The organism is Bacillus sp. FJAT-27986, from assembly GCF_001685035.1.
Lineage (GTDB): Bacteria > Bacillota > Bacilli > Bacillales > Pradoshiaceae > Pradoshia.
This window is the reverse complement of record NZ_MAYV01000001.1, coordinates 114,768-137,744: the sequence shown is the minus strand read 5'-3', so window position 1 is coordinate 137,744 and position 22,977 is coordinate 114,768. Positions and strand designations below refer to the sequence as shown.

Sequence of the window (22,977 nt, the reverse complement as noted above, 5' to 3'; positions counted from 1 at the left end):
AAGCGAATGAAGAGGGTGCTTCATTCGCTTAGAAGGTAGATATTCAGGAGGCTTCTATACTGTTTTTATGATTCCTGTTAAGTACCAATAAACGTCTTTTTAATTCATTGGCATATAGGATATCATGATGTTTCATAGCTATATTAAGTAAATCTAATAAATCATCAAGTGTTAGATGAGGGGTTGATTGTTCGTCAACAGAAGGCATTTGATCTTTAAGAGGGTTATCTTCATTCTGATTGGTATAAAAATCAGTGAAAATATCTACCAATAAGGCATCTGTGATTTTTTCCCCATTTGTTTCTGGTAGTCGATTCTGAGACTCAAGTTCTTCTACAACACAATCGAATCCTTTATCGGATAAGGAAAACTCTCCGTTTCTGCCGAATAATTGTTTGAAAATAGTAAGTAGGACTGGAGTTGTTAATGATATCAATAGCTTTTCATATACAGTTTTTGTCTGCCTGATTTCTGATACTATGATTTCCTTAGTCGTTAATTTCATTTAAATCCCCCTCAAAAAATAATAATCGCACAATATTTTGTTGGGACCATAATAACATATACCTTTATATGATTTACACTGTAGTGAACTGAATAATTGCAATTGTCACAATATAGTAGTATTTTCCCTATATTAGAAGGAATACCCTGTAATTAGATGGCATCTTTGTTGGAAATACTTCTATATGTAATCGCTTGGCAAAATAATCTATTTATAATGGTTGCTGATCAATTTTGATATTTTATTGTAATTAACATTTGTACGCATTAAAAAGGATGCCTTTTAAAAAAGCATCCCCACATATTTATAATTTTTATCGTAATAAAGAACAAATTTGAGAAAGGCGATCTTTAATATGTTCTGCATAAAGCTCATCATGATCTTCGTTTGCGAAATTAAGTAAATCCAGTAGGTCATCTACTGTTAAATCATTTGTTTCTTCTTTGGAGTCCCCTTCATCATCCTCCAAAACGGTCTCAGCCGTGACGTGCCTGCCAATCTTGTCATAAAATAAATGAATCAGTGTTGAACTGGCATATGGCACAGAAGTGTTTGGAAGCTCTTCCGTGTGGTCTTTCAATTCAGTAAGAATTTTATAATAAGCATTTTCACTTAACCGGTGTGTCCCAGAAGGTCCGAATAAATTATAAAACATTTTTATAATAATCGGAGCTGATAAAGAATGTAATAATTTTTGAGAAACTTGGTCTGATTGATTTAGTTCAGCAATAATTGTATGATATGTGTTTTTTTTCATCTTAAGACCTAACTTTCCTTTTTTAATAATCTATGATAGAACAAAAAATAAAAAAAACAAAATATTTTGATTCCATATGAATCATATATTACAAAATAAAGGAAAATAGGTGTTAACATTTGGCAAGGGATTACGGTATAGTGAAAGTAGAAGACTTTCAGAAAGGTTGAATAAGATGGCTCATATTATAATATTTAACAAAAATATTCTTACCACTATTATTTCTTTTATAAAGATAATTTGCTCTGCACTATTTGTTGGATTCATTGCTGTTGCTGGTATAGCATTAGTGATTTACACTTTTATGATATTAGAGGAATTCATTTCCTCAATTATATAGGTTGTGCTCGGTTTAACATATGCTTAGATTTTAAAATGATTGTTTACATAATATTTTTATTTAGTATTAGTAAAAGTTTTGACTAATGAATCTAAAAACAACTAAAAGTATAGAATTATGTATATATCTCTACATTATATAATAAGAATTAACTACATAGTTAAGGTGACAGCTTGTCTCTTCATTGGTCATTCAAATTAAGTATGTTCTACATATTTTAAAATTAGAGGTTATGGCTACTCCAATCATATAAAAAAGGATGCTAACGCCTGGCATTATTCTTTTTATAATATGATTGGTGATTCGAGCTGTTTGAATACTGTTGCCAAGACCACACTATAACTTTATAGGTCTTTCCATCCTTGTACATATTTTTCCCCTTGATAACCCCAACATTTACTCCAAACATCAAGACAAGCACTGGGGGTACTAACCCTGTTTCTGAAAACGTGTTTGTACATAATCTTCCTAACTCACAGTCTTTTTTAGCTGTTTCTTCATCCCCACACTATATAGCTAATAAATCAGAATATATAAAGTTAAGGGGGAGCAACCAATGTATTCGCGAACTATATCCCTTCTCTGAATGTTTTAACAATAGAAGCAGTACTAGTAAATATGATTAGGGAGAAGATAATTAGTAAAAAGTGTGAGGTCATTTTTTTTAAAATGATTCTCCTTTTAGGTGCTTTCATATACAAATTAATATGGCTATGCCTTCATAGCCAGTTATACTCTGCTGTTTAATAAAAGTGTTTTAAAAAAATATAGAAGGGGAGAGTCCATTGTACAAGCAGATGAAATGGTTATGTCTGTTAATGGTTGTTATGGTTATTAGTTTTAGCTCTGTCAGTCCCTTGAAAAAGGACGAGGCTTCTAATGCCGCTGGAGGAAGCCAGTTAAGCTCTAAAATCGCCAAGGTGCTAAGCCATCCTGATTTAAAAGGTGCCAGTATTGGAATAAGCGTGAGAAATGCATCTAATGGAAAAATAATATACAAGCATAATGGGGATACCAGATTAAGGCCGGCCTCAAGTATGAAGTTAGTTACCGGTGCTGCTGCTCTTCAATTACTTGGAGAAAACTATCGTTTCAAAACTGAGATCTATACAGATGGTAAACAAAAAGGAAGTACCTTAAAGGGAAATATTTACATCAGAGGGAAGGGGGATCCTACTCTAGGGGAGAAGGATCTAGACAATATTGCTTTAGCTCTAAAAAAGAAGGGGATAAAGAAGATTAAAGGAAATCTTGTGGCGGATGATACATGGTATGACCAAATCCGATTATCATTGGATATGCCATGGAGTGATGAGCAAGAGTATTATGGTGCTCAAATTTCTGGATTAACCTTTTCCCCCAATGCTGATTATGATGCAGGTACAGTGATTATACAAGTCAAGTCTGGCAATAAAGTAGGTAAAGCCGCCTCTGTAACCATGACTCCAAAGACGGATTATGTGAAGATATCGAACAAAACCAAAGTTGGTAAGGTTAACAGTAAAAATACTGTTAAGATACATAGAAAACATGGCAGCAATGGAATTACTGTCACCGGGAATGTCCCTCTAAATTCCGGTACTACAAAAACATGGATTTCTGTATGGGAGCCTACTCGATATACCCTTGCTTTATTTAAAAGATCTTTAGAAAAGCAAGGCATTAAAATTACTGGGAATTATACAGCCGGAAAAATATCAGCTAAGCCTACAAAGCTTGCCACCGACCATTCACCTAAATTGGGTACGATTCTTGTACCATATATGAAGCTTAGTAATAATACAATATCTGAGGTTCTTGTAAAAGAAATGGGCAGGGTAAAAGGAAAAGTGGGAAGCTGGGATAAGGGATTATCAGTTGTTGAGGGCCAGTTTGTCGATTTGGGGATTGGAAATGATGCCATACTTATGAGAGACGGTTCAGGGTTGTCTCATGTTAGTATGATCTCAGCTAACGCATTAACAAATTTACTTTATAAAGCGCAAACCAAACCATGGTATAAAACATATAAGAATGCACTTCCAGTAGCAGGTGATAGTGATCGAAGTGTAGGAGGGACATTAAGAAACAGAATGAAGGGCACAGCTGCACAAGGTAAAATCATAGCCAAAACAGGTACGATTTCAACGGTCAGTAGTTTGACGGGATATGTAAAAGGAAAGAAGGGGAATAAATACGTTTTCTCCATCATTATTAACAATGCCAAGAAAGAAAATCAGCTGAAGAAAATTGAAGACGAGATGGCTGTCATTCTGGCTAGCAATTAGAAAGAACAATCCAATTAAGTAGGACCTGCACTATTATGAGCTCAAGACCATCTAACCTTGGTGCAGGTCATGCTGATATCTGAATTAGTTTTGTATTTTATAGTAATCTATAAATTATTTGAAATCATGAGTATAAAGTGATGAAGATTCTTAATAGGAAGATCATTGGTAATAAAATGATAAATTTTGTCACGGAGTATTTCGATAGTCCTTCAATAACTAAAATGGCAAATACGGCATATATGGTTATAAGCAATCCGAAAATCCAGTCATTAAAGCCAAAGTTCAACTGTAAAAAGGTTATGCAGATAATCGCTAAGAAATGGAGACCGTCGTACTTATCTCTGTTCAAAAAAAACCGCTCCTTTCCTTTATAGTCTATTCATGATGTAGGAATGGGAACATTTTAAAAACATCATTAAAACAAATAAACATGTAACTGACGTCTTTATTCTGAGGCACATTCGTTCCTTTAAACTGTACACTATGTCAATTGTATTTTTATAAACATAAGGGGGAGACCTATATTAGGTATTACCTTATACTATAAAGTTAATGGCAAAGGTATACCTCCTATTTTTGTAAAATTCATTGGTACATAGAATAATGCTAATTAGTTGGAATCCTTTTACTTAAAAAGCGGCATTTAGCAATTCTAAATGATAATTTTTGATGATAAAATCAATAAATAAGTTTCACTTAATTATTGAAAAAATCAGAATACATGTTTAAGAATATGCTGATGAATTATGAGGAGGAAAGAGAATGCTTTTGCCTTCTGTTGTACTTGCGGTGATCGGTATATTACTCATGATGAGTGGGAACTCGATTAGAAAAAAAGGAAAAACGTCCTTTATCGCAGGGAATAATGAAGTCTTTATTCCGAAGAATGAGAAAAAATTGGCTGAAAGAATAGGGTGGCTATTGGTTTTATTTGGTTATGAAACCGTTGCTTTTCCCATCTTTTTTTATTATATAAAAATCCTTGAAGGATACCATTTCGCAATATTGGCAATTCTTCATTTGGCGATTGTTTTTATTTTTATGCTTATGGATCAATTCGAAGCAGGGAATTCATAAGAAGATATGCCTCTTGGAGTACTCCTTTTTAAAACTATTCATTACAAAAACATTGACTTAGCACATTAGACATATCGACAATGGGATGGTTTTTGCAATTCCGCTAATCTCATCCTTAATCATTAACAGAGTTGAAACAAAAGAATGTCGCAATAAAAGGAGTGGAATTTTCACTCCTTCTTTTAATTATTGGTATTATTTTAAGTCTCATTTTGCTTAAATGTAGATTGTGTGAGTGTTTGAGTAAAGTGCTGATAGGCTAAGAGAGAGGAAATAATAACTCCTGATAGTAGTATGCTGGAATAAATAAATTTTGTCCCCACATGATCAGAGAGTATCATTAAACCTGCACTTGCCATTACACAAGCCAAGACCGAAAAATAATAAGCATGAGTCTTTGGATTTTTAATACCAATATAACTGGCTAAGATGAGGATACTAATGAGACATATCAACATAATAGCAGGAAAAAACGGCTGGAATTTTGCAGCATAAACCAGGTAATCTAATTTTGATACTTGATCGGCATGTGAAATTCTTTCTGCTGTAAGCATAGTAAATGGAGTGGACCACCGCCATTCGAAAATGTCATCTCGGAGAGCACTTCCTTCATAAAAAGCGGCCATTGTTGATAAACATAGCAATAACAATGAAGCTGAAAGCGGAATAATGGTTTTCAGTTTCATTTTGTATCCCTCATTTTTTATAGTATGGATCATGTAGTTACCAAAAAATATGACTGGAATCTTCAATTGTTAGCAAACTCTGAAAAAATATCTTATAATCATGTGAAATCCAGCTCAGGAAAATCAATATAGGGATTTCGATTTCCTTGGAGTTTAAAAATTGCCCAATTTCGATGTTTTTCATGAAGAGAGACCGGATGGTTGTTGTGCCATTTTTTGTATAGGTCGATATCAATCAATGACATTTTTTCTTGTATAATTTCATCAGGATACCTCATTAAAAAATATAAGCATGCTCGTGCTATTTCACCTTTGCCATTTTCAGGCTCAAACCTTTGATTGCCATCTCTTTTTCCGCAAAAGGATTTTATGACTTCTTTATAAGCTCCAGGTTTGTAGTCTTCAAAATCATAATAAGGAATATTACTTCTGAATGAATTACAATCTTTTTCACACGTAAATAAATGATGAAGATCTCCAACCATGGGGTGTCTTTTCTCAAACCACGATTGTGGAATGACATGTTCAATATTGAATTGGAGAGACCGCAATACGGACTCAATCAATATATTTTTATGTTCATGAAGCACTCCGAAATCCTTACTCAATACTTGTATCATTTGGTCGATTGCCGCATCTTCCAGCAGTTTATCCTGAGCAATTACATCACTGGGATTTAAGCTTTGGCCGGAATATATGCTTTTTATTTGACCATCTTCACGCAAATCTACCCATGAATGGAGCGCTTTTCTGCTGGTTGAATAGGAGAGCTGGGGATTATGAGTTCTTGTCAGCAATTCGGTCAGCTCCGAAACTAAATTGTCATTTGAAAAGTCATCCAGTGGAAGGTTTTTGTAATACATATCAATAATGCTCTGGTCCTCTTTTTCATCGTAATAAATTTCATTAATCATGTCTGTAACTAGCTGGAATTCAATTTTCTCTGTAGGTTGTTCCTGAAGTTGGCGGGTAAGGGGTTGTGTAACATGAATAATAGAGTCATAGCATACATTAAGAGTTTCCTTTATCAAACGGTGTGAGGGATTTTTATGGAATAAAGCTAGCAAAAAATGGACGGTATCCTGCAAGATTATTTCATAGGAATGAGAAAAAGACGGATGGATTCTTTTTTTCATCAGCTTCACCTCTTTATTTTGATAATATCAAGTGTGGAAACAAATGTAAATAAATGATGGTTACAGATTATCTAGAGGTTAAGAAATATATGATTTCAGTAGAATGATTATAAGATAATCATAGAGTGAATATTAACAAAAAGGGTGAAGAAATTCTTCGAATAATAAAATTTTCTATAAATCAATGTATAATATATCGTTTAAAGTTAGAATTAGCTATTGTATACGAGGGTAGAACTATTTATTACATAATGTAATCATTATTCCAATATTGTAGTTATATTTAAAAGAAAATTCTAAATATAATTACTTTTTATATCCTTCCATATATAAGAAGACAACTTTTGGTAAACCGTTTATACTTTTAAGTACTTAGCAGAAGGAGTTGGTATTTATGGTTACAAGCACTAGTTTAGAAGTAGAAGAAGAGATTAAGGCTATACAAGCTGAACATGAAATGTTAGAAGACACGCCTGAGGATTTCTTTGAAAAAGCTCCGTATCACTACAAAAATAATTACGGTGTAAAATTTGCTGCAATCATTGAAGAAGACTCTGTATTATTTACGAAGGATGATCAGGATTGGGGAAATAAGCTTTTAAGATTCTCAAAAGGTCAAGCTGAAGAAGCTATTATTCAATTAAAAAAAGAACAGATAGGTAAACTTGATAGAGAATCGATTAATATGCATAATCCAATGAATCGAATTTTAATCAGTATAGGAGAAACTCTTTTTTTAGCATCTGTATTACAGACTGCACTTGAAAAATGGCGCAGTCCCAAAAAATAAATATTTGAATATTACTATTATAACGAAATAATACCTCTAGTCTCATAGACTTGTCTATGGGGCTTTTATTATATCGGCCGATGTTAATTTATCATGAACTATAAAAAGTGCTTTTTCTCTTTTGGCTTATTTAATACTCTGATTATCGTTTGTTTCACAAAGTCCCTTATTGAAAGATTCAGTATGATTAGACTATGTATCGTCTTTTACCGCTGCTCCTTCATTTATTAAAAATATTTGTATATCTAGCACCCAAGAGGAAATAAATGTTAGAAGTGATAAATGCTTGATCAAACGCTAGCAGGAAGCGAAAAAATTATAGATATGTTTGGTATCTGATAAATGGAAATGTTTACGGATATTACTTTTGGGCATACATCTAATGTAAAATACTCTAAAATTTGAAACCATGAGTGTTGCTGTACGTAATGATAGTATATGTTAAATAACTAAAGGATGAAAAATTTGTTACATTATAAAATCTATAGTCAACAACATAAAGAATGGGTTGTTTTAGTACACGGTGCAGGAGGTAGCTCAACTATTTGGTACAAGCAAATTCGAGTATACCGTAAGCATTTTAATGTGTTGGTCGTCGATCTTCGCGGCCATGGTGATTGTGAGATTGAGAACAGTCCAACTAAATATACACTTGATTTGGTTAGCGAAGATATTTTAAATGTTTTAGATGAAGTAAAGATTGATAAAGCTCACTTTGTAGGAATTTCACTGGGGACAATGCTGATTCGTCAGTTAGCTGAGACGAACCCTGAAAGGTTTCATTCGATGGTACTTGCAGGCGCTGTAATACGTATTACACCAAGGCTGCACTTTTTACTTGGTATCGCAAATATGTTTAAGAAAATAATCCCATTTATGTGGTTATATAAACTATTTGCCTGGATTTTAATGCCGAGAAAAACCCATGAAACTTCACGTCATTTATTTGTTCAAGAGGCGAGAAAAATTAAGCATAGAGAATTTTTGCGTTGGTTATCACTAACTGGTGATATCGCAAGCTATTTATTGAAAATCAATGAAAAAGATACACATATTCCTACATTATATATTATGGGAGATGAGGATTATGTGTTTTTAGAACCAGTGAAGCGGCTAGTAAAAAAACAATCATCAAGTCAGTTAGTCATATTAAAGGATAGCGGTCATGTATGTAATATAGATCAAGCTGCCCAATTCAATGAGATATCCTTACAATTTTTATTGGCGCATTGAAATAACAAAAAGCCAAAGTTGATGATAGTAAAGCGATTGGCATATATATCGATTAAACAATTCATTTACTAAAATAATCTTAATTCTTTTACATCGGTTATTAAACCTTTTAGAGTGATGTGGTAATCTCTCTAGAAGGTTTTTTATTTTGGACTGTGAATGGGTGTGATGAGAGAATATAGTCCACTCTCCTCTTAATATTAGTACTTGTTTTGTATATATTGAATATAAACCCAATTATTCATCATAGGTTATTATATAAACCAATCAATAAGTTTTTTAATCCAGTATTGAGGGAAAAGAGAGATAGATAGAGAGATGGGGGTATACAGAATGTCTAAGATAGAAATCCCAGAACTTCAAGTGGAACAATCCTACCTACAGTTCATCTTCCCCTTTCAAATAAAGGACTCACGGAGTGAGGGCTTGGTTCAGCAGTTAATAAAAGAGCAGTGGGAGTTTTTTGATTTAAGAGATACAAGTCAGGATTGCAAATTTTATGGAGATATACGAGTATCTCATGAACGCATGGAGAAATTTTTTCTTCCTAATATGGAGCCCATTTTATTTCCCCCAACTATAAAGGATAAAAATGCATTTCGTCGCTTTAGTAAAATTATCAATCAAAAGGGTTGTTTACAATCCAAGTATTTAGAAACTGATTTTATATTAGTATCTTTTGATATCTTTGTTTGTCCGTATAATATTGGCATTATGAATATGCGAATTAATTTGCCTGATCATATGAGCTATAATGATGTTCTTCATTTTATAGACTTATTCAGACAACTAGATAAACCGCATGATATAGTTATTAGATTAAATGAAAAAGAGTATTCTGAAACAAAAGGAATTATTTTCAATGAATATTGTCCATGGCTGGAGGATCATTTATCAAAGAAAGAGCATACAACCTATTTTGGCAGTTTGCCATTTTTTATAGAAGAACGTATGCAAGTTTACTACTATTTAGCTTTCGAAAAGAATACCCTCCTGGATGAAATTTCTTTATACAGAGCCGCTTTGATTAAGGGATATGATAGGGAAGGACATCCCTATGCCGGTGCTAAATCGGAGGCATACATCCATCGCTTTTGTGATCAGCATGTATATGATCGATGGGGCGATTCTTCCTATTATATAATCAGTAATTATGCATTTGTCTGTCTATCAAATGAATGTGAAGAGAAAAGTAAATTTATTGCTGAGCGTATGTATGGAGAAAATTTTTACACAAATATTTTATTCTTTTTCAATCGACTCCTCTTATTAGAATTATCGTATGAGAATTCCCAGCTGAGAGTGGATGATAAAAAAGGTTCTATTGAAAAGCTTATCATTCGAATCACGAATTTTTCTGCACAATTTTATCAGCCTGAAGTACATAGCCGGATTTTTGGGAAAGAAATCTATTTAAAAATGAAAGATATTTTTCATATGGATGAGCTTTATAATCATGTGAACCGAACACTTGGCAATCTCTATAAAAACCACGAAAAGCTAACAGGGAAACGACATGAATATTTACTTACGTTTTTAACTACATATACGGTTATTTCGGGAATTTACGGCATGAATCTGGTCATTGAACAGGATTGGAAAGGGAATATTAACTGGTCCCAGGCTGCTTCCTATTCCTTCTTTGAATATATCGCTTTATTCGTAGCATTATCCGGAATTGCGTTGGGTGGAGTGTTAGGAATCGTAACAGTCTATAAATGGATGAAGGAAAAAATAAAATCTAAGAATGATTGAGCAGGGGAATGGCAGATGATTGTAGAACCTAACAAACAAAGGAATTATAAGGAGGTGTGAGTTTGAAAAAAAGTCTAAGCTTTATTTTATGTATCCTCCTGTTGGCAGCATGCGGGCAAGAACCCAGTCCAAACAAAGGAAGTGATGATAAACCAGTGAATATAGATAAGAGTACAAATCGTATCAATGATGCAAGTTTAACGTCAAGCTTAGTCCAAAAGAACAAAGTCGAAAATGATTACTTATTTGTATATACAGTTGAAAACGAGACAGCGAAACCGATTAAATTAACGTTTAACAGCGGCCAAACGTTTGATTATATTTTAAAGGATCAAGCGGGAAAAACAATCATCCAGTATTCAGAGGGAAAATCCTTTATACAGGTTATTACTGAAAAAGAACTGGTTAAAGGAGCGCAATTAACGCATGATATCCATTTGAAAGACCTTGAACCTGGAGAATACACTCTAGAAGCATGGTTAACAGCCAAAGGGGTGAAGGATGACTCAAGGAAAAAAATTCAGTTCAAAGTAGACTAACGAAAGGAGGGTACCAATTTATATTATATTTGGATACTCAACCTTCAAATCAATGTAAAAAAATAGCCCAATCATATTTTAATTTTATAATATGATTGGGCTATTTTTTTATGATTCAATTCCTAATGATTCTACCTTATACAACTATCAAGCCAGACACATTCGTGTTCATTAAATAGTTAGTTTTGTGTTTCTATCTTCTTCTTAGCAGCACGTTTTCTCGGTTTAGATACTTTAGCCAGATATAAAGCTTTATTATTTATTACATCTGTGAACCCGCTTAGCATCATTTGAGCGGATAAAATGGTTAATCCTAAAAATAGGATAGGTATAAGTGGTAACCAGGGATACCCGATCAGATTATCGTAAGCTTGGCCAATCAAACCTGACCATTCGTGAGAAGCTGAGTTAGCATTTCCATCAGAATCCTGTAATGTACCGCCAAAGAAAATTTTTAGTACTCCTAGATGAGCTAATACAACGAGTACTTGTATGTACTGCTGAATCAAAATAATAACGATATTTTCTTTTAAATGAGGAAGTATATGTGTCTTTAATTTATGTAGTTTACCGCCACCTAACACCATAGCAGCCTCCATGAATTCTTCTTTATGAAGTTTTTTTATTTCATTAGCTTGATAGATAGCCAATGTCGGTACAGCATAAAAAGTTAGAATTGCTATTTCAAACAAAGCTCTTTCCCAAAATGGAAAAGGAGAACCATCTCCTCCATAGACAATTACACTGAATAGAACATAGTATGCTACTAACGTTAGTGGAATCACCGTAATTGGATCAAATATTTTTTCGTACCAACGAATATACTTTTGGCAATATACTCCTAAAAAAGCGCCAAATATTAAGGCAAATAAAACCCGTAAGATAGCAATGAGAAAAGCAATCCCTATCGTAAATTTTGCACCATGTATAATCATATGAAGTAAATCTCTTCCACCTGAATCTGAACCAGCTATAAACCCATGTGTAAATGGCTGGTAAGGAGGAGAATCTACTATATTCGCTTGATCATCCATATATAGAGGCACAGTTCTAATCGTACTATCGTTAAAGAGTGTATTAGCCATACTCAAAATCAATAAGATAAATACAAATAAAAATCCAACCATAAATGTTTTATTTTTTAGCAAAAGTTTAATCAATCGCTTCACCTCTTACAACCGGGGGAATTAACCAATCGCATATACGATAAATAAGATATAATGGCAAATAAATCATCAGTATACCGATTACAAATATTTCGGGTGATTTTCTAAAGATAAAATAGATAATCCCTGTCATATTGAACATATACTCCAAAATAACCAAATTAGATATAACAAACCAAATCGCCGTTTTGGAATAGTGGTATAAACTGAATAATACATTTTTAAATATATGAATATTAAATATGTATAGTGGCTTCATTCCCTTAGTTACAGCATATTCTACATATAACTTCCCTTGTTCTTTCTCAAATTGCTGTATTAAAAATTTAGTCAACAGTAAGGTTAAAGGCAAACTAAGACATACAATAGGGAGAAAAAAGGCCCGATCATCCCCCGCGGAAGCTACGTTAAATAAGAGCGTACCTGTTTTTTTAAAGGACATAATAGTAAGAAATTGAAGTGCGATTATATAAAATATATCTGGTAGGGACTCAATAATCGTGAGAAACCACATAATCTTAGCTTTAATTGTTTGAAAAACTAATAGGATTAGGTAAGTTAATAAGAATGCAAGTATGGTTGAAATTAAAAGTGATGCAACAATCAGTAGGACTGATTCTTTATAATGGTAGAATATTTGTGGAAAAACTGGTCTTTGGATGCCCATCCCATATGTGATATCTAGAGGGTGTAATAACGATAGAAAAGTGTTTTTGATTTCTACTAAGAAAGCAAAAAAATTAACAGAAATATCTCTGAAGAGTGTTGGCAATGCACTAACGCAGATAATTACAAAAATGGCTATAAGCACTTCTGTTATCATTACTGCAGTTTTTTTGAAAATTAAAATAAAATCATCTCCTTTTTATCCTAATTTTTGGATATAATTTTATCATAATTATATCTATCTTTTTTGTCTATAAATTATTTTTGTTTCCAGAATACGAATCTTTAAGTCTATTTACACGAATATATGGTTATTTAATAAAAGGAAGTTTGTTAAAAATAACTGAGAGGAAGTGATTAATAATAAAAGGTTTCTGCCCATATTTTTGCTTATTTTTCTTGTAACGTTAGTAAGCTGTTCTCCAAAAAAAGAAACCGAAAATAATAAACCAAAAGAAACCATAATGAATCAAGAATGGCAAGTTCGTAATGAATATAAATTTTATTAACGGTAAATCCAGAACCTAATTTAATAGCAGGTAAACCATTTGGGTAGGTATTCCATTTTACTGCCCCTTTTAAAACCTTTGAAGGTAAAGAATTAGCTATATATGCCTATCATAAAGAAACAGAAGAGAAGATAACGGCTCTAAATCCAATAAGAATCAAAGAACCGTCACCGGGTTATTCAAAATTAGAGCGTTTTACAGTTAATTTTGAAGTTCCTCAAAGTGGGTTATGGCGTTATGAAGTTATATAAGACAATGAGTTTTATGCAGACGTTGTTTTTTTAATTAAAAATAAATAGAGTAATAGATTTAATAGCGGCATTGATTCAAGGCGAATTACTGCCTTTTTTCGATGAATTCTTACAGGGGTAAAGGGCAGTTCTTCGGAAGAAAGAAGGACTTTCTATTTTATCTGTCGAATAAATTTAAATTATATGTCGTTAAAAGGAATGGTCTATATGAAGTTAATTAAACAATTTATTTTAAAACGTCCTGCTGAAAAAAGACTTACTTATTTTTATGCTATGGTTGTGACGGATGAACAGGTGTGGCTACTTCGTGATAAAAATAATGGCGACTTATTACTATTAGAAGATGAAGGAGAATATCATTTTTTGCTTCCAGTTTGGCCAAGCCGAAGTTTTGCTGAAATAGAGGCTGCTAAAATAGATCATAATTCATACGAAGCTTTTAACGTTCCATTAACTACATTTTTAGATGATATACTTGTTGATATTGAAAATGACCGTGGTATTGCGGTGATTTTTCCTAACGGGAAAGATTCGAACATTCAATCACGTGATGAAATTAAGGAAATGATTCGTAATCTATAGGATAGGTTGTTCCTACTGGCTGGGTAGGTTAAATGAATAATAAATGGAATTATTTTGTACTGTGAAAGGGGAATAGGATTGTGATTTTTAATTATAGTGATTTTATTAGTCTATCTCTTTGACTTTGTAAAACTGAGAAAGCAAAATGAAATAATAATCGCACAAAACGAAAAAGTTATTGCCCTATTGGAGAAAATTGAAAATAAGTAGTATATATTTTGCGGCTTGCGGAGGGATATAATTGGGGTTTTAATAGTTCTTTTATATTGGATATACCATTTTCCTTGTCTGGTTAAATTCAAATAAAAGAGGATACCTAGCCTCTATAATAGACTTGGTATCCTCCATTCTGCACACTCTTTTTCATATAAGAGAAATTATGCCCGTTTCTCAAATAATTGTACAAGTTCTATGATGACTTCGGTGGCTTTTTCCATACTTTCAACAGCTACATATTCATATTTACCGTGGAAATTTTCTCCTCCGGCAAAGATGTTAGGAGTAGGCAGGCCCATATAGGATAGTTGGGAACCATCTGTACCGCCGCGAATTGGTTTAACAATTGGTTTAATGCCCAAGTTTTCCATGGCTTGATGGGCGACATCGACTATTTCCTTTACAGGTTCAATTTTTTCTCCCATATTATAATATTGATCATTCATATCTAATATAATATTTTCTTCGCCGTATTTAGCCTTGTATTTTGCAACAAGGTCTTTCATCGTCGCTTTTTTGGCTTCAAATTTTTCACGGTCATGATCGCGGATAATATAAGCGGCATGAGTACGTTCTACATCACCGTTTAACGATAGGAGATGATAGAAGCCTTCGTAGCCTTCTGTATATTCGGGTGATTCTTCTTTTGGAAGCTCATCATTGAAATTCATGGCAATCTTTAAGGAGTTGACCATTTTATTTTTAGCGGATCCTGGGTGGACATTGGTTCCTTTAAAAGTCAATTTTGCCCCTGCAGCATTAAAGCTTTCAAATTCAAGTTCACCAATGGGACCGCCATCCAGTGTGTAAGCAAAGTCAGCATTAAAACGCTCCACATCAAACTTATGAGGGCCTCTGCCAATTTCTTCATCCGGTGTAAAAGCGACACGAAGTTTGCCGTGCTTAATTTCCGGATGTTTAATTAGGTAATCCATTGCCGTTACGATTTCAGCGATGCCTGCTTTATCATCAGCACCAAGCAGAGTAGTGCCGTCAGTGGTAATAAGTGTTTTACCTATATACTCTTTTAGCTCAGGAAAGTCTTTCGGTGATAGGATGACATTAAGATTTTTATTAAGCGTAATATCACCGCCATCATAATTCTCTACGATTTGTGGTTTTACATTCTTACCGGTAAAATCAGTAGCCGTATCGACATGAGCAAGGAAGCCGATTGTTGGTACTTCTTTTTCTGTATTCGCGGGAAGGGTGGCAAATAAATAGCCATTTTCATCAAGTGTTACTTCTTCCATTCCTATTGTCTGCAATTCATCTTTTAGAAGATTTAAGAGGTCAAATTGCTTCTCTGTAGAAGGGCATGTTTGACTGTTTTCATCGGATTGGGTATCAATTTTTACATATGTAAGAAAGCGTTCAACTAATTTTTTATTCATCAGATTCATCTCCTTCTGTATTCCTATTATAACGAAAGTTTTATTGATCAACAAAAAGTTATTCGAATTTTCTTTAGGTTAATATTTCCGTACAGAGGTAATTTTATTTATTTCGGGTATTCTTATATAATGGGGATGGAAAGAAAGAAGGGATCGATACAACCATGTTTACAATTGGAAGCCGCACAGTTAAGACAGCGATTGGCGCGATGATTGCCTTGGTTATTGCTCAAGTTTTGTCGCTGGAAAATACAGCAACCGCTGCAGTTATCACCTTATTAAGTGTTCAGAGTACACAGCGCAGAAGTATACAGATTGCATGGCAGCGGTTTGCAGCTTGTATACTTGGGATTTTATTGGCTGTATTGATATTTGAAGGATGTGCTTATACGGCTGTTGCAGTAGGTTTATTATTATTTATTTATATACCGGTCATGGCTAAGCTGGGGCTTCAGGACGGTATTGTACCTGGTTTTGTTATTGTCATGCAATTATACATATCGCAAAATATTACGTATGAGCTTATTTTAAACCAAATCTGCATCGTATCGATTGGAATTCTGGTCGCTCTTTTGTTCAACTTATATATGCCAAGTGTTGAAGGTGAGATTAAGAAGATTATAAAGGAGCTAGAAGGAAATTTTAAAGTGATCTTCTTGCAATTCGGTCAGTTTATTCGGAAAAAAGAACGTGTTTGGAATGATGAATACATTATTAAAACAAAGAAGCTAATCGAAGTGGGTATGGAATTAGCCAAGAGAAGTGAGGAAAATTCCTTTTTTAAAAGAGACTCCTATTATTTGCAATACTTCACTAAAGTGCATCAGCAATTCCAAATCGTTGAGCGAATGGCTCCTTTAATCATTCATCTGCCTACAACATTTGAGCAGAATGAAATGGTAGCTGACTTCGTAGATGATTTGGGTGCAAATATAGAAGACCGGAATCGTCTACTGTTAAAATTACAGAATCTAAGAGGTAAGTTTGAGAATATGGATTTACCAAAAACAAGGGAGGAGTTTGAAACTCGTGCTGCCCTGTTAATCTTGATCAATAAAATTGAGCAATTTATCGAAATCCAATCGTAGTAAAGAGAACGTGCTGTTTTCAAAACAGTTCGTTTTTTTTGTGTGGAAGAAAGGTATGGCGTCTATAATATTGCTGCTTCTGGCCGTAAACTTTCACAGTATTCATGCAACAATTTCCATCCATCTTCATATCTTTTAAATCTCTGTACAAACAGTTTAACAACCTCTTTCTTTTCACCATCCATTTCAAATGTTACCCAAAATAAAACAATGACCTCATCCTCAGACGCTGGAGTAGTATGTAAAATAGTAAAATTCCATTTTGGGTTATGTCCGCAATATTGTTCAAAAGCTTCTGCCCATCCTAGGCAAGCCTCCTTATATCCCCAATCTGAAACGACACCATCCGCATTTGCCCAACGAACAGATAAATTCAGAGAAAGCTTGGAAATCATCAATTCAGTATTACAGCTATTCCATATAGATTGAAATTCAAGAAAGAAGGACTTAAAATCCTCAATAAGTACTGACTGATTCAAATTGGAACCTCCTCGTTAAAGTAAAGATGGAGCCTCTTTAATACTATTCTATACAATGGATATATTTCCCTTTTATCAATAAGAGAAACTATTTTGTATGAGAGCATTTTATCATTCATTTTGAAAGCATGTGTTTAAAAATGCAAAAAGCGCGTCTATGTTGCTAAAAGAACACAAAAGTACAATATAGATCAAGCTTTGCTCTTTTTCAACAAATATATGGTGTATTGAATTAATTCATGTCAAAAAGGAGCGAACGATTCATTTGCTCTTCAGATGGTAATTAATTGAAAATGGAAAATAGATGGAATATACTGAAAGCGTTCACAAAATGATGGATATAAATGGAGGGAAATAAATGACCACTACTATAAGCTCTAATATTAGTCCCAAATTAGCAGAGTTTCTAAAAGGTACAAAACAGTTATATATGAATGGTGAATTCGTAGACTCAGTATCTGGTAAAACATTTGAAACAATGAATCCTGCTACTGGTGAAGTTTTGGCTGTGATTTCAGAAGCGCAATCTGAAGATATTGATTTAGCTGTCAAAGCTGCACGTAAAGCATTTGATCAAGGACCATGGAGAACAATGAATGCTGCAGAACGCAGTCGTTTAATATACAAATTGGCAGATTTAATGGAAGAAAACAAGCTGGAGTTGGCTCAATTGGAAACATTGGATAACGGGAAGCCTTTCCGTGAAACATCTAATGCAGATATTCCATTAGCCATTGAACACTTCCGCTATTTTGCAGGTTGGTCGACTAAAATCATGGGACAAACCATCCCAGTAGCCGGTAATTTTTTTAATTATACAAAACATGAACCAGTTGGAGTGGTTGGGCAGATTATCCCGTGGAATTTCCCATTATTAATGGCTGCCTGGAAACTCGGAGCGGCACTTGCTACCGGGTGTACAATCGTATTAAAACCAGCAGAAAACACACCTCTTTCTGCATTATACCTGGCACAACTAATTAGTGAAGCTGGATTCCCGGATGGAGTCGTCAATATTGTCCCAGGATATGGTCCGTCAGCAGGACAACCATTGGTCGATCATCCAATGATCGATAAGATTGCCTTTACGGGTTCGACTAAGGTGGGTAAACAAATTATGAAATCAGCTGCTGATACGCTGAAACGCGTAACATTGGAACTTGGAGGAAAATCGCCGAATATCATTCTTCCGGATGCAGATTTATCAAAGGCTGTTCCGGGTGCATTAATGGGTATCATGTTCAATCAGGGGCAAGTTTGCTGTGCAGGCAGCCGTTTATATGTCCAAAAGAAAATGTATGATAATGTCGTTTCTGATTTAATAACGTGTGCCAAGGATATTAAACAGGGTAATGGGTTAGAAGAAGATACAACGATGGGCCCGCTTATTTCCGCCCAGCAGCAGTCCAGGGTAAAAGGATATATTGACCAAGGTGTTGAAGAAGGAGCCGAAGTGTTAATTGGAGGGGATATTCCATTTGATAAAGGCTATTTTGTATCACCGACCGTGTTTGCAGATGTAAACCATAGCATGACAATAGCAAAAGAAGAAATATTTGGACCTGTTGTAGCGGCCATGCCATTTGATGATATTGATGATCTTATACAAAAAGCCAATGACAGCAACTACGGGTTAGCGGCAGGTGTTTGGACACAGGACTTGAAAAAGGCTCATCAAATCGCACATAAGTTACAAGCGGGTACGGTATGGGTAAATACCTATAATACATTTGATGCGGCTTCTCCTTTTGGAGGGTACAAACAATCCGGTATTGGTCGTGAAATGGGAAGCTATGCACTCGATAACTACACAGAAGTGAAGAGTGTATGGATTAATATGGACTAAGATCTTTAAGAAAGCAGTGTGGTTATGGACGGTAATCACACTGTTTTTCCTTATTTGGTTAATCAGTTAAATAAGAGCATAAATAAGCCCCATAAAAGTCAGAGCTATGTCTGTCTTTTATGGGGTGATTTTATTTATTAAGAGCTTAGCTTTTCTTTAAAGATGGCTCAGTTTGAATTTTTGGAAGGTCTTTTGGTTCTTCCTGTTTAAAGATACTTTGTAAAACGAATGTCTGGATGATCAAGAAGATTCCGCTTGTTATCCAATAGAGCGGAAGAGCAGCCGGAGCCGAAAAAGAAATGAACATAATCATCATAGGTGACAAGAGTCCCATTAATTTCATTTGATTCTGCTGTTCAGGCTGCATTTGGCTTGAGCTGACTTTGAATTGGAGATAGTAAATCAATCCGGCAATTAACGCCATGATCATGTTCGCCTCGCCAAGACTAAACCAAAGGAAGTCATGGGTTGCAATTGTATGTGAGTCCCTAATGGCATAATAGAATCCCATTAATATCGGCATTTGAATCAGCATTGGTAAGCATCCGATATTGAGAGGATTTACGCCATGCTTCTGATAAAGCTGCATCATTTCCTGTTGAATTTCTGCTTTCTTCGCTGCATCAGTTGTTTGTTTTAATTTTTCTTGTATAGCTTCCATCTCAGGCTTTAAAACTTCCATTTTCCGTTTCATATCAGCTTGAGTTTTATACTGTTTAACAGTCAACGGCATGAGCAATAATTTAATCAGCAACGTAGCCAAAATAATGGCGAGCCCATAATTCCCCTGAAATAGATCTGCATTAAATTCCAGTAAGGATAATAAGGGAGAGACAATAAAGTGTTGGAAAAAACCGTCTCCGTTAGAATTGGCTGAACATCCACTCAACAACATTCCTGCGAATAAAACACCTATTAATTTTTTCAATCCATTTCCTCCGATCATGTATTTGTTTATACGATGGGATGGAAATGGCTGCTTTCTTTATCTCCGGGGTTTACCTTAATACGAAATAAAGTGAAAAAGCGTTGAATATGGCGTTTATCTATAATTGGCTGTTTCTTATTGCTTTTTAAAATCGGTTGATTCGTTCCTTCTTCATAGTGGTTACTGAAAAGGACTTTATTTTGCTTATGCACTATGAATAAGGCGGCTAACGGAAAGACAACCGAGAATAAAAAGGCAATTATTAATGTCTGCTGTATGACATCATAATCGTATTCAATTAATAATCCTATCATGGCTGGCAACTCTCCGTTTAAGATTTTCAAATTATGAAGTGATTTGTTATGGATACTATACCATTAAATGAATGCCAGGGATAGAAGAAGTTCTCTTATTAAGTGAGAAGAGACGAATAAGAAGGGAATAAAGTTTTAGCTGAGAGGTGAACAGTTTTTTTTGATTGATATTTACTTATATAAACAAAGGTGTTAGCTACCTTAATCATTATGCTGCAAGATCAAAATAAAGTTTAATAAAAGGATTTAACAATATTTTAATCGAATAAATATAGATGGATATAAAAGAGTCAGAATTCGAAGGGAAATTTCTTTATGTTTACTAGAATTAAAGAAGGGGGAGATAGATTTGGAAATAGATATATTAGGTGCAGGAATAAATTTTGGGCTATTTTGTATTGGGGTTGGATTAGCTTTATTGGGGCATTACATAGGTAAAGGACTCATAAATTTTCGTCAGTCTAAAAATGTAATTGATTACAATGTGTTTTTAAAAGAGAGTGACCTAGCCTATATTTTTAAATTAAATAGGAATGAAATAAAGGCTTTATTGACTGAACATCAGGATGTCCCTAAGCTGGTATTAAACGGAACTACCTATTCTCCTAAAACAATTAATTGAATGGATTTCATCCAAGAATTTTAGCAGTTAAACGGACGGTTTAAGTAAAAAAAGAACAAACGGCTGGTTTCCCAGTCGTTTGTTCTGTTATTTATAAGCGAATAGACTCTATCCTATAAAAATACTTATATAGAAAGTAAGTAATCACACCGTAATAATGGTTACCTCAATATTTCCTCGCGTTGCTTTAGAATAAGGGCAAACCTGGTGGGCCATATCAGCATATTTTTTAACTTCTTCTTTATCCAAACCAGGGATAGAGACATCTAAGCGGACAGCCAGTTTAAAACCGCCATCTTCTTCATCTTTACCAATCGTTATATTAGACGTGACCGTTGTATCTACTTTTTTTCGATCCTTACGTAATACGAGGTTTAATGCACTGTCATAACAGGCAGCATATCCTGCTGCAAACAGTAATTCTGGGTTTGCAGCTTGTTCTCCGCTACCTCCCAATGCTTTTGGTTGCCTCACATCTAAATCTATAATCCCGTCTTCAGATTTTACATGTCCTTCACGACCGCCTGTAGATGTGACGGTTGCTGTATATAATGGTTCCATCAAACCAACTCCTTAATTAATGATATATAGCACTTTTCCCTATTTTGGTTTTATTAAACAGATTGTCAAAAGAATAGGTATTAATCATTATGAAAATATCTCCTTTTTTATCTAGACTACATAGAAAAGCTAGGCATATAATAATGGTGAAAGTAAATATATGGGAAGTAGTGTGTATATGTATGGAAACAGAAATGCTAACTATTTTTGATGAATCAGGTTCCGCGATTGGGGTAGCCACACGCGATGAAGTCCATAATAAAGGATATTGGCATCAAACCTTTCAATGTTATGTGGTTGGAAAAGAAAATCATGAAGAATATATGTATCTTCAACTTAGAAGTCATTTAAAAAAAGATTTTGCTAATGTTTACGATATAACTGCAGCGGGACATATTCTTTCAAACGAAACGGTAGCTGATGGTGTAAGAGAAGTTAATGAGGAACTTGGATTAAATGTTACCTATGATCAACTAAACAGCCTTGGTATGTTTCCTAATGTAATAGAAACAGAGACAATCAAAGACCATGAATTAAGTCATGTTTTTCTTTATGAAATGACAGAACCTATGGAGACTTTTATCCTGCAGCCGGAAGAAGTATCTGGAATGGCAAAAGCTCGATTATACGATTTTATTTCTTTTTACAATGGAGATTCAGATCATTTGGAGATTGAAGGCTATAAGCAGGATTCTAGCGGAGGTAAAACCTGGTTTAAGGAGACAATAAGTAAGGACCGGTTTGTACCGCATTCTAAGCAGTATTTTGTTAGCGTGGCAGAAGCTATTTGCTCTAACCGGAAAGCTTAAATCGAGGAAGTGCTTAGAAAAGATAAACGATCGGTAGCATAGTCAACTGAATCTCGGAATGGACATAGAAATCAAAGTAAATTATAACTCAATATATGCCGAGTCTATGCAGCAAGTCTATCAATCTGTGGGCTGGAATAAGCATACAATTGAAATGATTAATCAAGTATTCACAGTAAGCACGCATGTGGCCATTGCTTTTAAAGAAGATAGACTAATTGGTTTTGGAAGAGCGCTATCAGATGGTGTATTTAATGGTGCGATTTATGATCTCGTAGTCCATACAGACGAACAGGGTAATGGAGTAGCTAAGGAAATTATTAACTCTCTATTAACACAATTGAATCCGTATCTTGTATCCACTTAATTTCGACAGTCGGAAACGAGGAATTTTATAAAAAATGCGGATTTTACCCATTGAAAACAGGTATGGCCCGCTATTTGAATCAGGAGTTGGC

Annotated in this window: 24 protein-coding genes; 12 read left to right on the top strand and 12 right to left on the bottom strand. The window is 34.4% G+C overall.

Annotated elements, in window-relative coordinates:
* Nucleotides 1–43: 43 nt before the first annotated feature.
* On the bottom strand, nucleotides 44–505 hold the full coding sequence (locus tag A8L44_RS00600; RefSeq protein WP_066100017.1) for a hypothetical protein: 462 nt from the start codon (nucleotides 503–505) through the stop codon (nucleotides 44–46).
* A 313-nt stretch (nucleotides 506–818) separates the two neighbouring features.
* A complete protein-coding gene (locus A8L44_RS00595) occupies nucleotides 819–1,262 on the bottom strand; it encodes a hypothetical protein (RefSeq protein ID WP_066100014.1) in 444 nt (147 codons plus the stop codon).
* Nucleotides 1,263–2,387: 1,125 nt separating this feature from the next.
* On the opposite strand from A8L44_RS00595, the gene dacB reads away from it, so the two are divergent.
* The gene (gene dacB, locus A8L44_RS00590; RefSeq protein ID WP_254654676.1) at nucleotides 2,388–3,869 is read left to right on the top strand and encodes a D-alanyl-D-alanine carboxypeptidase/D-alanyl-D-alanine endopeptidase; all 1,482 of its coding nucleotides are present in this window, start codon (nucleotides 2,388–2,390) and stop codon (nucleotides 3,867–3,869) included.
* A gap of 124 nt (nucleotides 3,870–3,993) precedes the next feature.
* Here dacB and A8L44_RS18670 read toward each other — a convergent pair whose 3' ends face one another.
* Entirely contained in the window at nucleotides 3,994–4,221 is a 228-nt protein-coding gene (locus A8L44_RS18670) for a hypothetical protein (RefSeq protein ID WP_139063780.1), read from the bottom strand.
* 413 nt (nucleotides 4,222–4,634) lie between these two features.
* Here A8L44_RS18670 and A8L44_RS00580 point away from each other — a divergent pair, with 413 nt between their 5' ends.
* On the top strand, nucleotides 4,635–4,949 hold the full coding sequence (locus tag A8L44_RS00580; protein WP_066100008.1) for a hypothetical protein: 315 nt from the start codon (nucleotides 4,635–4,637) through the stop codon (nucleotides 4,947–4,949).
* A 200-nt stretch (nucleotides 4,950–5,149) separates the two neighbouring features.
* Here the strand turns inward: A8L44_RS00580 and A8L44_RS00575 are convergent, their stop codons facing one another.
* Together A8L44_RS00575 and A8L44_RS00570 are read right to left on the bottom strand one after the other, a co-directional pair.
* Entirely contained in the window at nucleotides 5,150–5,635 is a 486-nt protein-coding gene (locus A8L44_RS00575; RefSeq protein WP_066100001.1) for a DUF4306 domain-containing protein, read from the bottom strand.
* A 98-nt stretch (nucleotides 5,636–5,733) separates the two neighbouring features.
* On the bottom strand, nucleotides 5,734–6,771 hold the full coding sequence (locus A8L44_RS00570) for an endonuclease I family protein (RefSeq protein ID WP_077247924.1): 1,038 nt from the start codon (nucleotides 6,769–6,771) through the stop codon (nucleotides 5,734–5,736).
* Nucleotides 6,772–7,165: 394 nt separating this feature from the next.
* On the opposite strand from A8L44_RS00570, the gene A8L44_RS00565 reads away from it, so the two are divergent.
* The 4 genes from A8L44_RS00565 to A8L44_RS00550 all read left to right on the top strand — a co-directional run bounded on the left by A8L44_RS00565 (nucleotide 7,166) and on the right by A8L44_RS00550 (nucleotide 11,088).
* Nucleotides 7,166–7,561 (top strand): hypothetical protein, encoded by a 396-nt coding sequence (locus tag A8L44_RS00565; protein WP_066099998.1) that lies wholly within the window; start codon nucleotides 7,166–7,168, stop codon nucleotides 7,559–7,561.
* Nucleotides 7,562–8,026: 465 nt separating this feature from the next.
* A complete protein-coding gene (locus A8L44_RS00560) occupies nucleotides 8,027–8,794 on the top strand; it encodes an alpha/beta fold hydrolase (protein ID WP_066099995.1) in 768 nt (255 codons plus the stop codon).
* 333 nt (nucleotides 8,795–9,127) lie between these two features.
* Nucleotides 9,128–10,549 (top strand): hypothetical protein, encoded by a 1,422-nt coding sequence (locus A8L44_RS00555; protein ID WP_066099991.1) that lies wholly within the window; start codon nucleotides 9,128–9,130, stop codon nucleotides 10,547–10,549.
* Nucleotides 10,550–10,611: 62 nt separating this feature from the next.
* On the top strand, nucleotides 10,612–11,088 hold the full coding sequence (locus A8L44_RS00550; protein ID WP_066099988.1) for a BsuPI-related putative proteinase inhibitor: 477 nt from the start codon (nucleotides 10,612–10,614) through the stop codon (nucleotides 11,086–11,088).
* Nucleotides 11,089–11,267: 179 nt separating this feature from the next.
* On the opposite strand, the gene A8L44_RS00545 is transcribed toward A8L44_RS00550, so the two are convergent.
* Entirely contained in the window at nucleotides 11,268–12,248 is a 981-nt protein-coding gene (locus tag A8L44_RS00545; RefSeq protein WP_066099986.1) for an ABC transporter permease subunit, read from the bottom strand.
* Complete coding sequence (locus A8L44_RS00540) at nucleotides 12,241–13,077, bottom strand: hypothetical protein (RefSeq protein ID WP_066099984.1); 837 nt, start codon at nucleotides 13,075–13,077, stop codon at nucleotides 12,241–12,243. Before A8L44_RS00540 ends, A8L44_RS00545 begins: the two co-directional genes overlap by 8 nt.
* A gap of 810 nt (nucleotides 13,078–13,887) precedes the next feature.
* Here A8L44_RS00540 and A8L44_RS00535 point away from each other — a divergent pair.
* Nucleotides 13,888–14,262, top strand: coding sequence for a DUF2750 domain-containing protein (locus A8L44_RS00535; RefSeq protein ID WP_066099981.1), 375 nt, complete (start codon nucleotides 13,888–13,890; stop codon nucleotides 14,260–14,262).
* 377 nt (nucleotides 14,263–14,639) lie between these two features.
* On the opposite strand, the gene pepT is transcribed toward A8L44_RS00535, so the two are convergent.
* Entirely contained in the window at nucleotides 14,640–15,872 is a 1,233-nt protein-coding gene (gene pepT, locus A8L44_RS00530; RefSeq protein WP_066099978.1) for a peptidase T, read from the bottom strand.
* Between the two features lie 164 nt (nucleotides 15,873–16,036).
* On the opposite strand from pepT, the gene A8L44_RS00525 reads away from it, so the two are divergent.
* Nucleotides 16,037–16,960, top strand: a complete 924-nt coding sequence (locus tag A8L44_RS00525; RefSeq protein WP_066099977.1) for an aromatic acid exporter family protein — start codon at nucleotides 16,037–16,039, stop codon at nucleotides 16,958–16,960.
* Nucleotides 16,961–17,022: 62 nt separating this feature from the next.
* Here the strand turns inward: A8L44_RS00525 and A8L44_RS00520 are convergent, their stop codons facing one another.
* Complete coding sequence (locus A8L44_RS00520; RefSeq protein ID WP_066099976.1) at nucleotides 17,023–17,439, bottom strand: hypothetical protein; 417 nt, start codon at nucleotides 17,437–17,439, stop codon at nucleotides 17,023–17,025.
* A gap of 358 nt (nucleotides 17,440–17,797) precedes the next feature.
* Here A8L44_RS00520 and A8L44_RS00515 point away from each other — a divergent pair, with 358 nt between their 5' ends.
* Nucleotides 17,798–19,285 (top strand): aldehyde dehydrogenase family protein, encoded by a 1,488-nt coding sequence (locus A8L44_RS00515; protein ID WP_066099972.1) that lies wholly within the window; start codon nucleotides 17,798–17,800, stop codon nucleotides 19,283–19,285.
* 145 nt (nucleotides 19,286–19,430) lie between these two features.
* On the opposite strand, the gene yidC is transcribed toward A8L44_RS00515, so the two are convergent.
* Nucleotides 19,431–20,213, bottom strand: a complete 783-nt coding sequence (gene yidC / locus A8L44_RS00510) for a membrane protein insertase YidC (protein ID WP_308810529.1) — start codon at nucleotides 20,211–20,213, stop codon at nucleotides 19,431–19,433.
* Nucleotides 20,214–20,239: 26 nt separating this feature from the next.
* The gene (locus A8L44_RS00505) at nucleotides 20,240–20,527 is read right to left on the bottom strand and encodes a hypothetical protein (RefSeq protein WP_066099970.1); all 288 of its coding nucleotides are present in this window, start codon (nucleotides 20,525–20,527) and stop codon (nucleotides 20,240–20,242) included.
* Nucleotides 20,528–20,876: 349 nt separating this feature from the next.
* Here A8L44_RS00505 and A8L44_RS00500 point away from each other — a divergent pair, with 349 nt between their 5' ends.
* Nucleotides 20,877–21,149: a hypothetical protein gene (locus A8L44_RS00500; protein WP_077247921.1), complete on the top strand. Its 273-nt coding sequence runs from the start codon at nucleotides 20,877–20,879 to the stop codon at nucleotides 21,147–21,149.
* Nucleotides 21,150–21,293: 144 nt separating this feature from the next.
* Here the strand turns inward: A8L44_RS00500 and A8L44_RS00495 are convergent, their stop codons facing one another.
* Nucleotides 21,294–21,710, bottom strand: a complete 417-nt coding sequence (locus A8L44_RS00495) for an organic hydroperoxide resistance protein (protein WP_066099966.1) — start codon at nucleotides 21,708–21,710, stop codon at nucleotides 21,294–21,296.
* A 182-nt stretch (nucleotides 21,711–21,892) separates the two neighbouring features.
* Between A8L44_RS00495 and A8L44_RS00490 the strand changes: the two genes are divergently transcribed.
* Complete coding sequence (locus A8L44_RS00490) at nucleotides 21,893–22,519, top strand: NUDIX hydrolase (RefSeq protein WP_066099964.1); 627 nt, start codon at nucleotides 21,893–21,895, stop codon at nucleotides 22,517–22,519.
* A gap of 58 nt (nucleotides 22,520–22,577) precedes the next feature.
* Complete coding sequence (locus A8L44_RS00485) at nucleotides 22,578–22,886, top strand: GNAT family N-acetyltransferase (RefSeq protein WP_306821531.1); 309 nt, start codon at nucleotides 22,578–22,580, stop codon at nucleotides 22,884–22,886.
* Nucleotides 22,887–22,977 lie beyond the last annotated feature (91 nt).

Bases quoted from the DNA above. Each gene is read 5' to 3' on its own strand.
- A8L44_RS00600 (WP_066100017.1), bottom strand. From the start codon at position 505: ATGAAATTAACGACTAAGGAAATCATAGTATCAGAAATCAGGCAGACA.
- A8L44_RS00595 (WP_066100014.1), bottom strand. From the start codon at position 1,262: ATGAAAAAAAACACATATCATACAATTATTGCTGAACTAAATCAATCA.
- A8L44_RS00580 (WP_066100008.1), top strand. From the start codon at position 4,635: ATGCTTTTGCCTTCTGTTGTACTTGCGGTGATCGGTATATTACTCATG.
- A8L44_RS00575 (WP_066100001.1), bottom strand. From the start codon at position 5,635: ATGAAACTGAAAACCATTATTCCGCTTTCAGCTTCATTGTTATTGCTA.
- A8L44_RS00570 (WP_077247924.1), bottom strand. From the start codon at position 6,771: ATGAAAAAAAGAATCCATCCGTCTTTTTCTCATTCCTATGAAATAATC.
- A8L44_RS00565 (WP_066099998.1), top strand. From the start codon at position 7,166: ATGGTTACAAGCACTAGTTTAGAAGTAGAAGAAGAGATTAAGGCTATA.
- A8L44_RS00555 (WP_066099991.1), top strand. From the start codon at position 9,128: ATGTCTAAGATAGAAATCCCAGAACTTCAAGTGGAACAATCCTACCTA.
- A8L44_RS00540 (WP_066099984.1), bottom strand. From the start codon at position 13,077: ATGATAACAGAAGTGCTTATAGCCATTTTTGTAATTATCTGCGTTAGT.
- A8L44_RS00535 (WP_066099981.1), top strand. From the start codon at position 13,888: ATGAAGTTAATTAAACAATTTATTTTAAAACGTCCTGCTGAAAAAAGA.
- pepT (WP_066099978.1), bottom strand. From the start codon at position 15,872: ATGAATAAAAAATTAGTTGAACGCTTTCTTACATATGTAAAAATTGAT.
- A8L44_RS00525 (WP_066099977.1), top strand. From the start codon at position 16,037: ATGTTTACAATTGGAAGCCGCACAGTTAAGACAGCGATTGGCGCGATG.
- A8L44_RS00515 (WP_066099972.1), top strand. From the start codon at position 17,798: ATGACCACTACTATAAGCTCTAATATTAGTCCCAAATTAGCAGAGTTT.
- A8L44_RS00505 (WP_066099970.1), bottom strand. From the start codon at position 20,527: ATGATAGGATTATTAATTGAATACGATTATGATGTCATACAGCAGACA.
- A8L44_RS00495 (WP_066099966.1), bottom strand. From the start codon at position 21,710: ATGGAACCATTATATACAGCAACCGTCACATCTACAGGCGGTCGTGAA.
- A8L44_RS00490 (WP_066099964.1), top strand. From the start codon at position 21,893: ATGGAAACAGAAATGCTAACTATTTTTGATGAATCAGGTTCCGCGATT.
- A8L44_RS00485 (WP_306821531.1), top strand. From the start codon at position 22,578: ATGGACATAGAAATCAAAGTAAATTATAACTCAATATATGCCGAGTCT.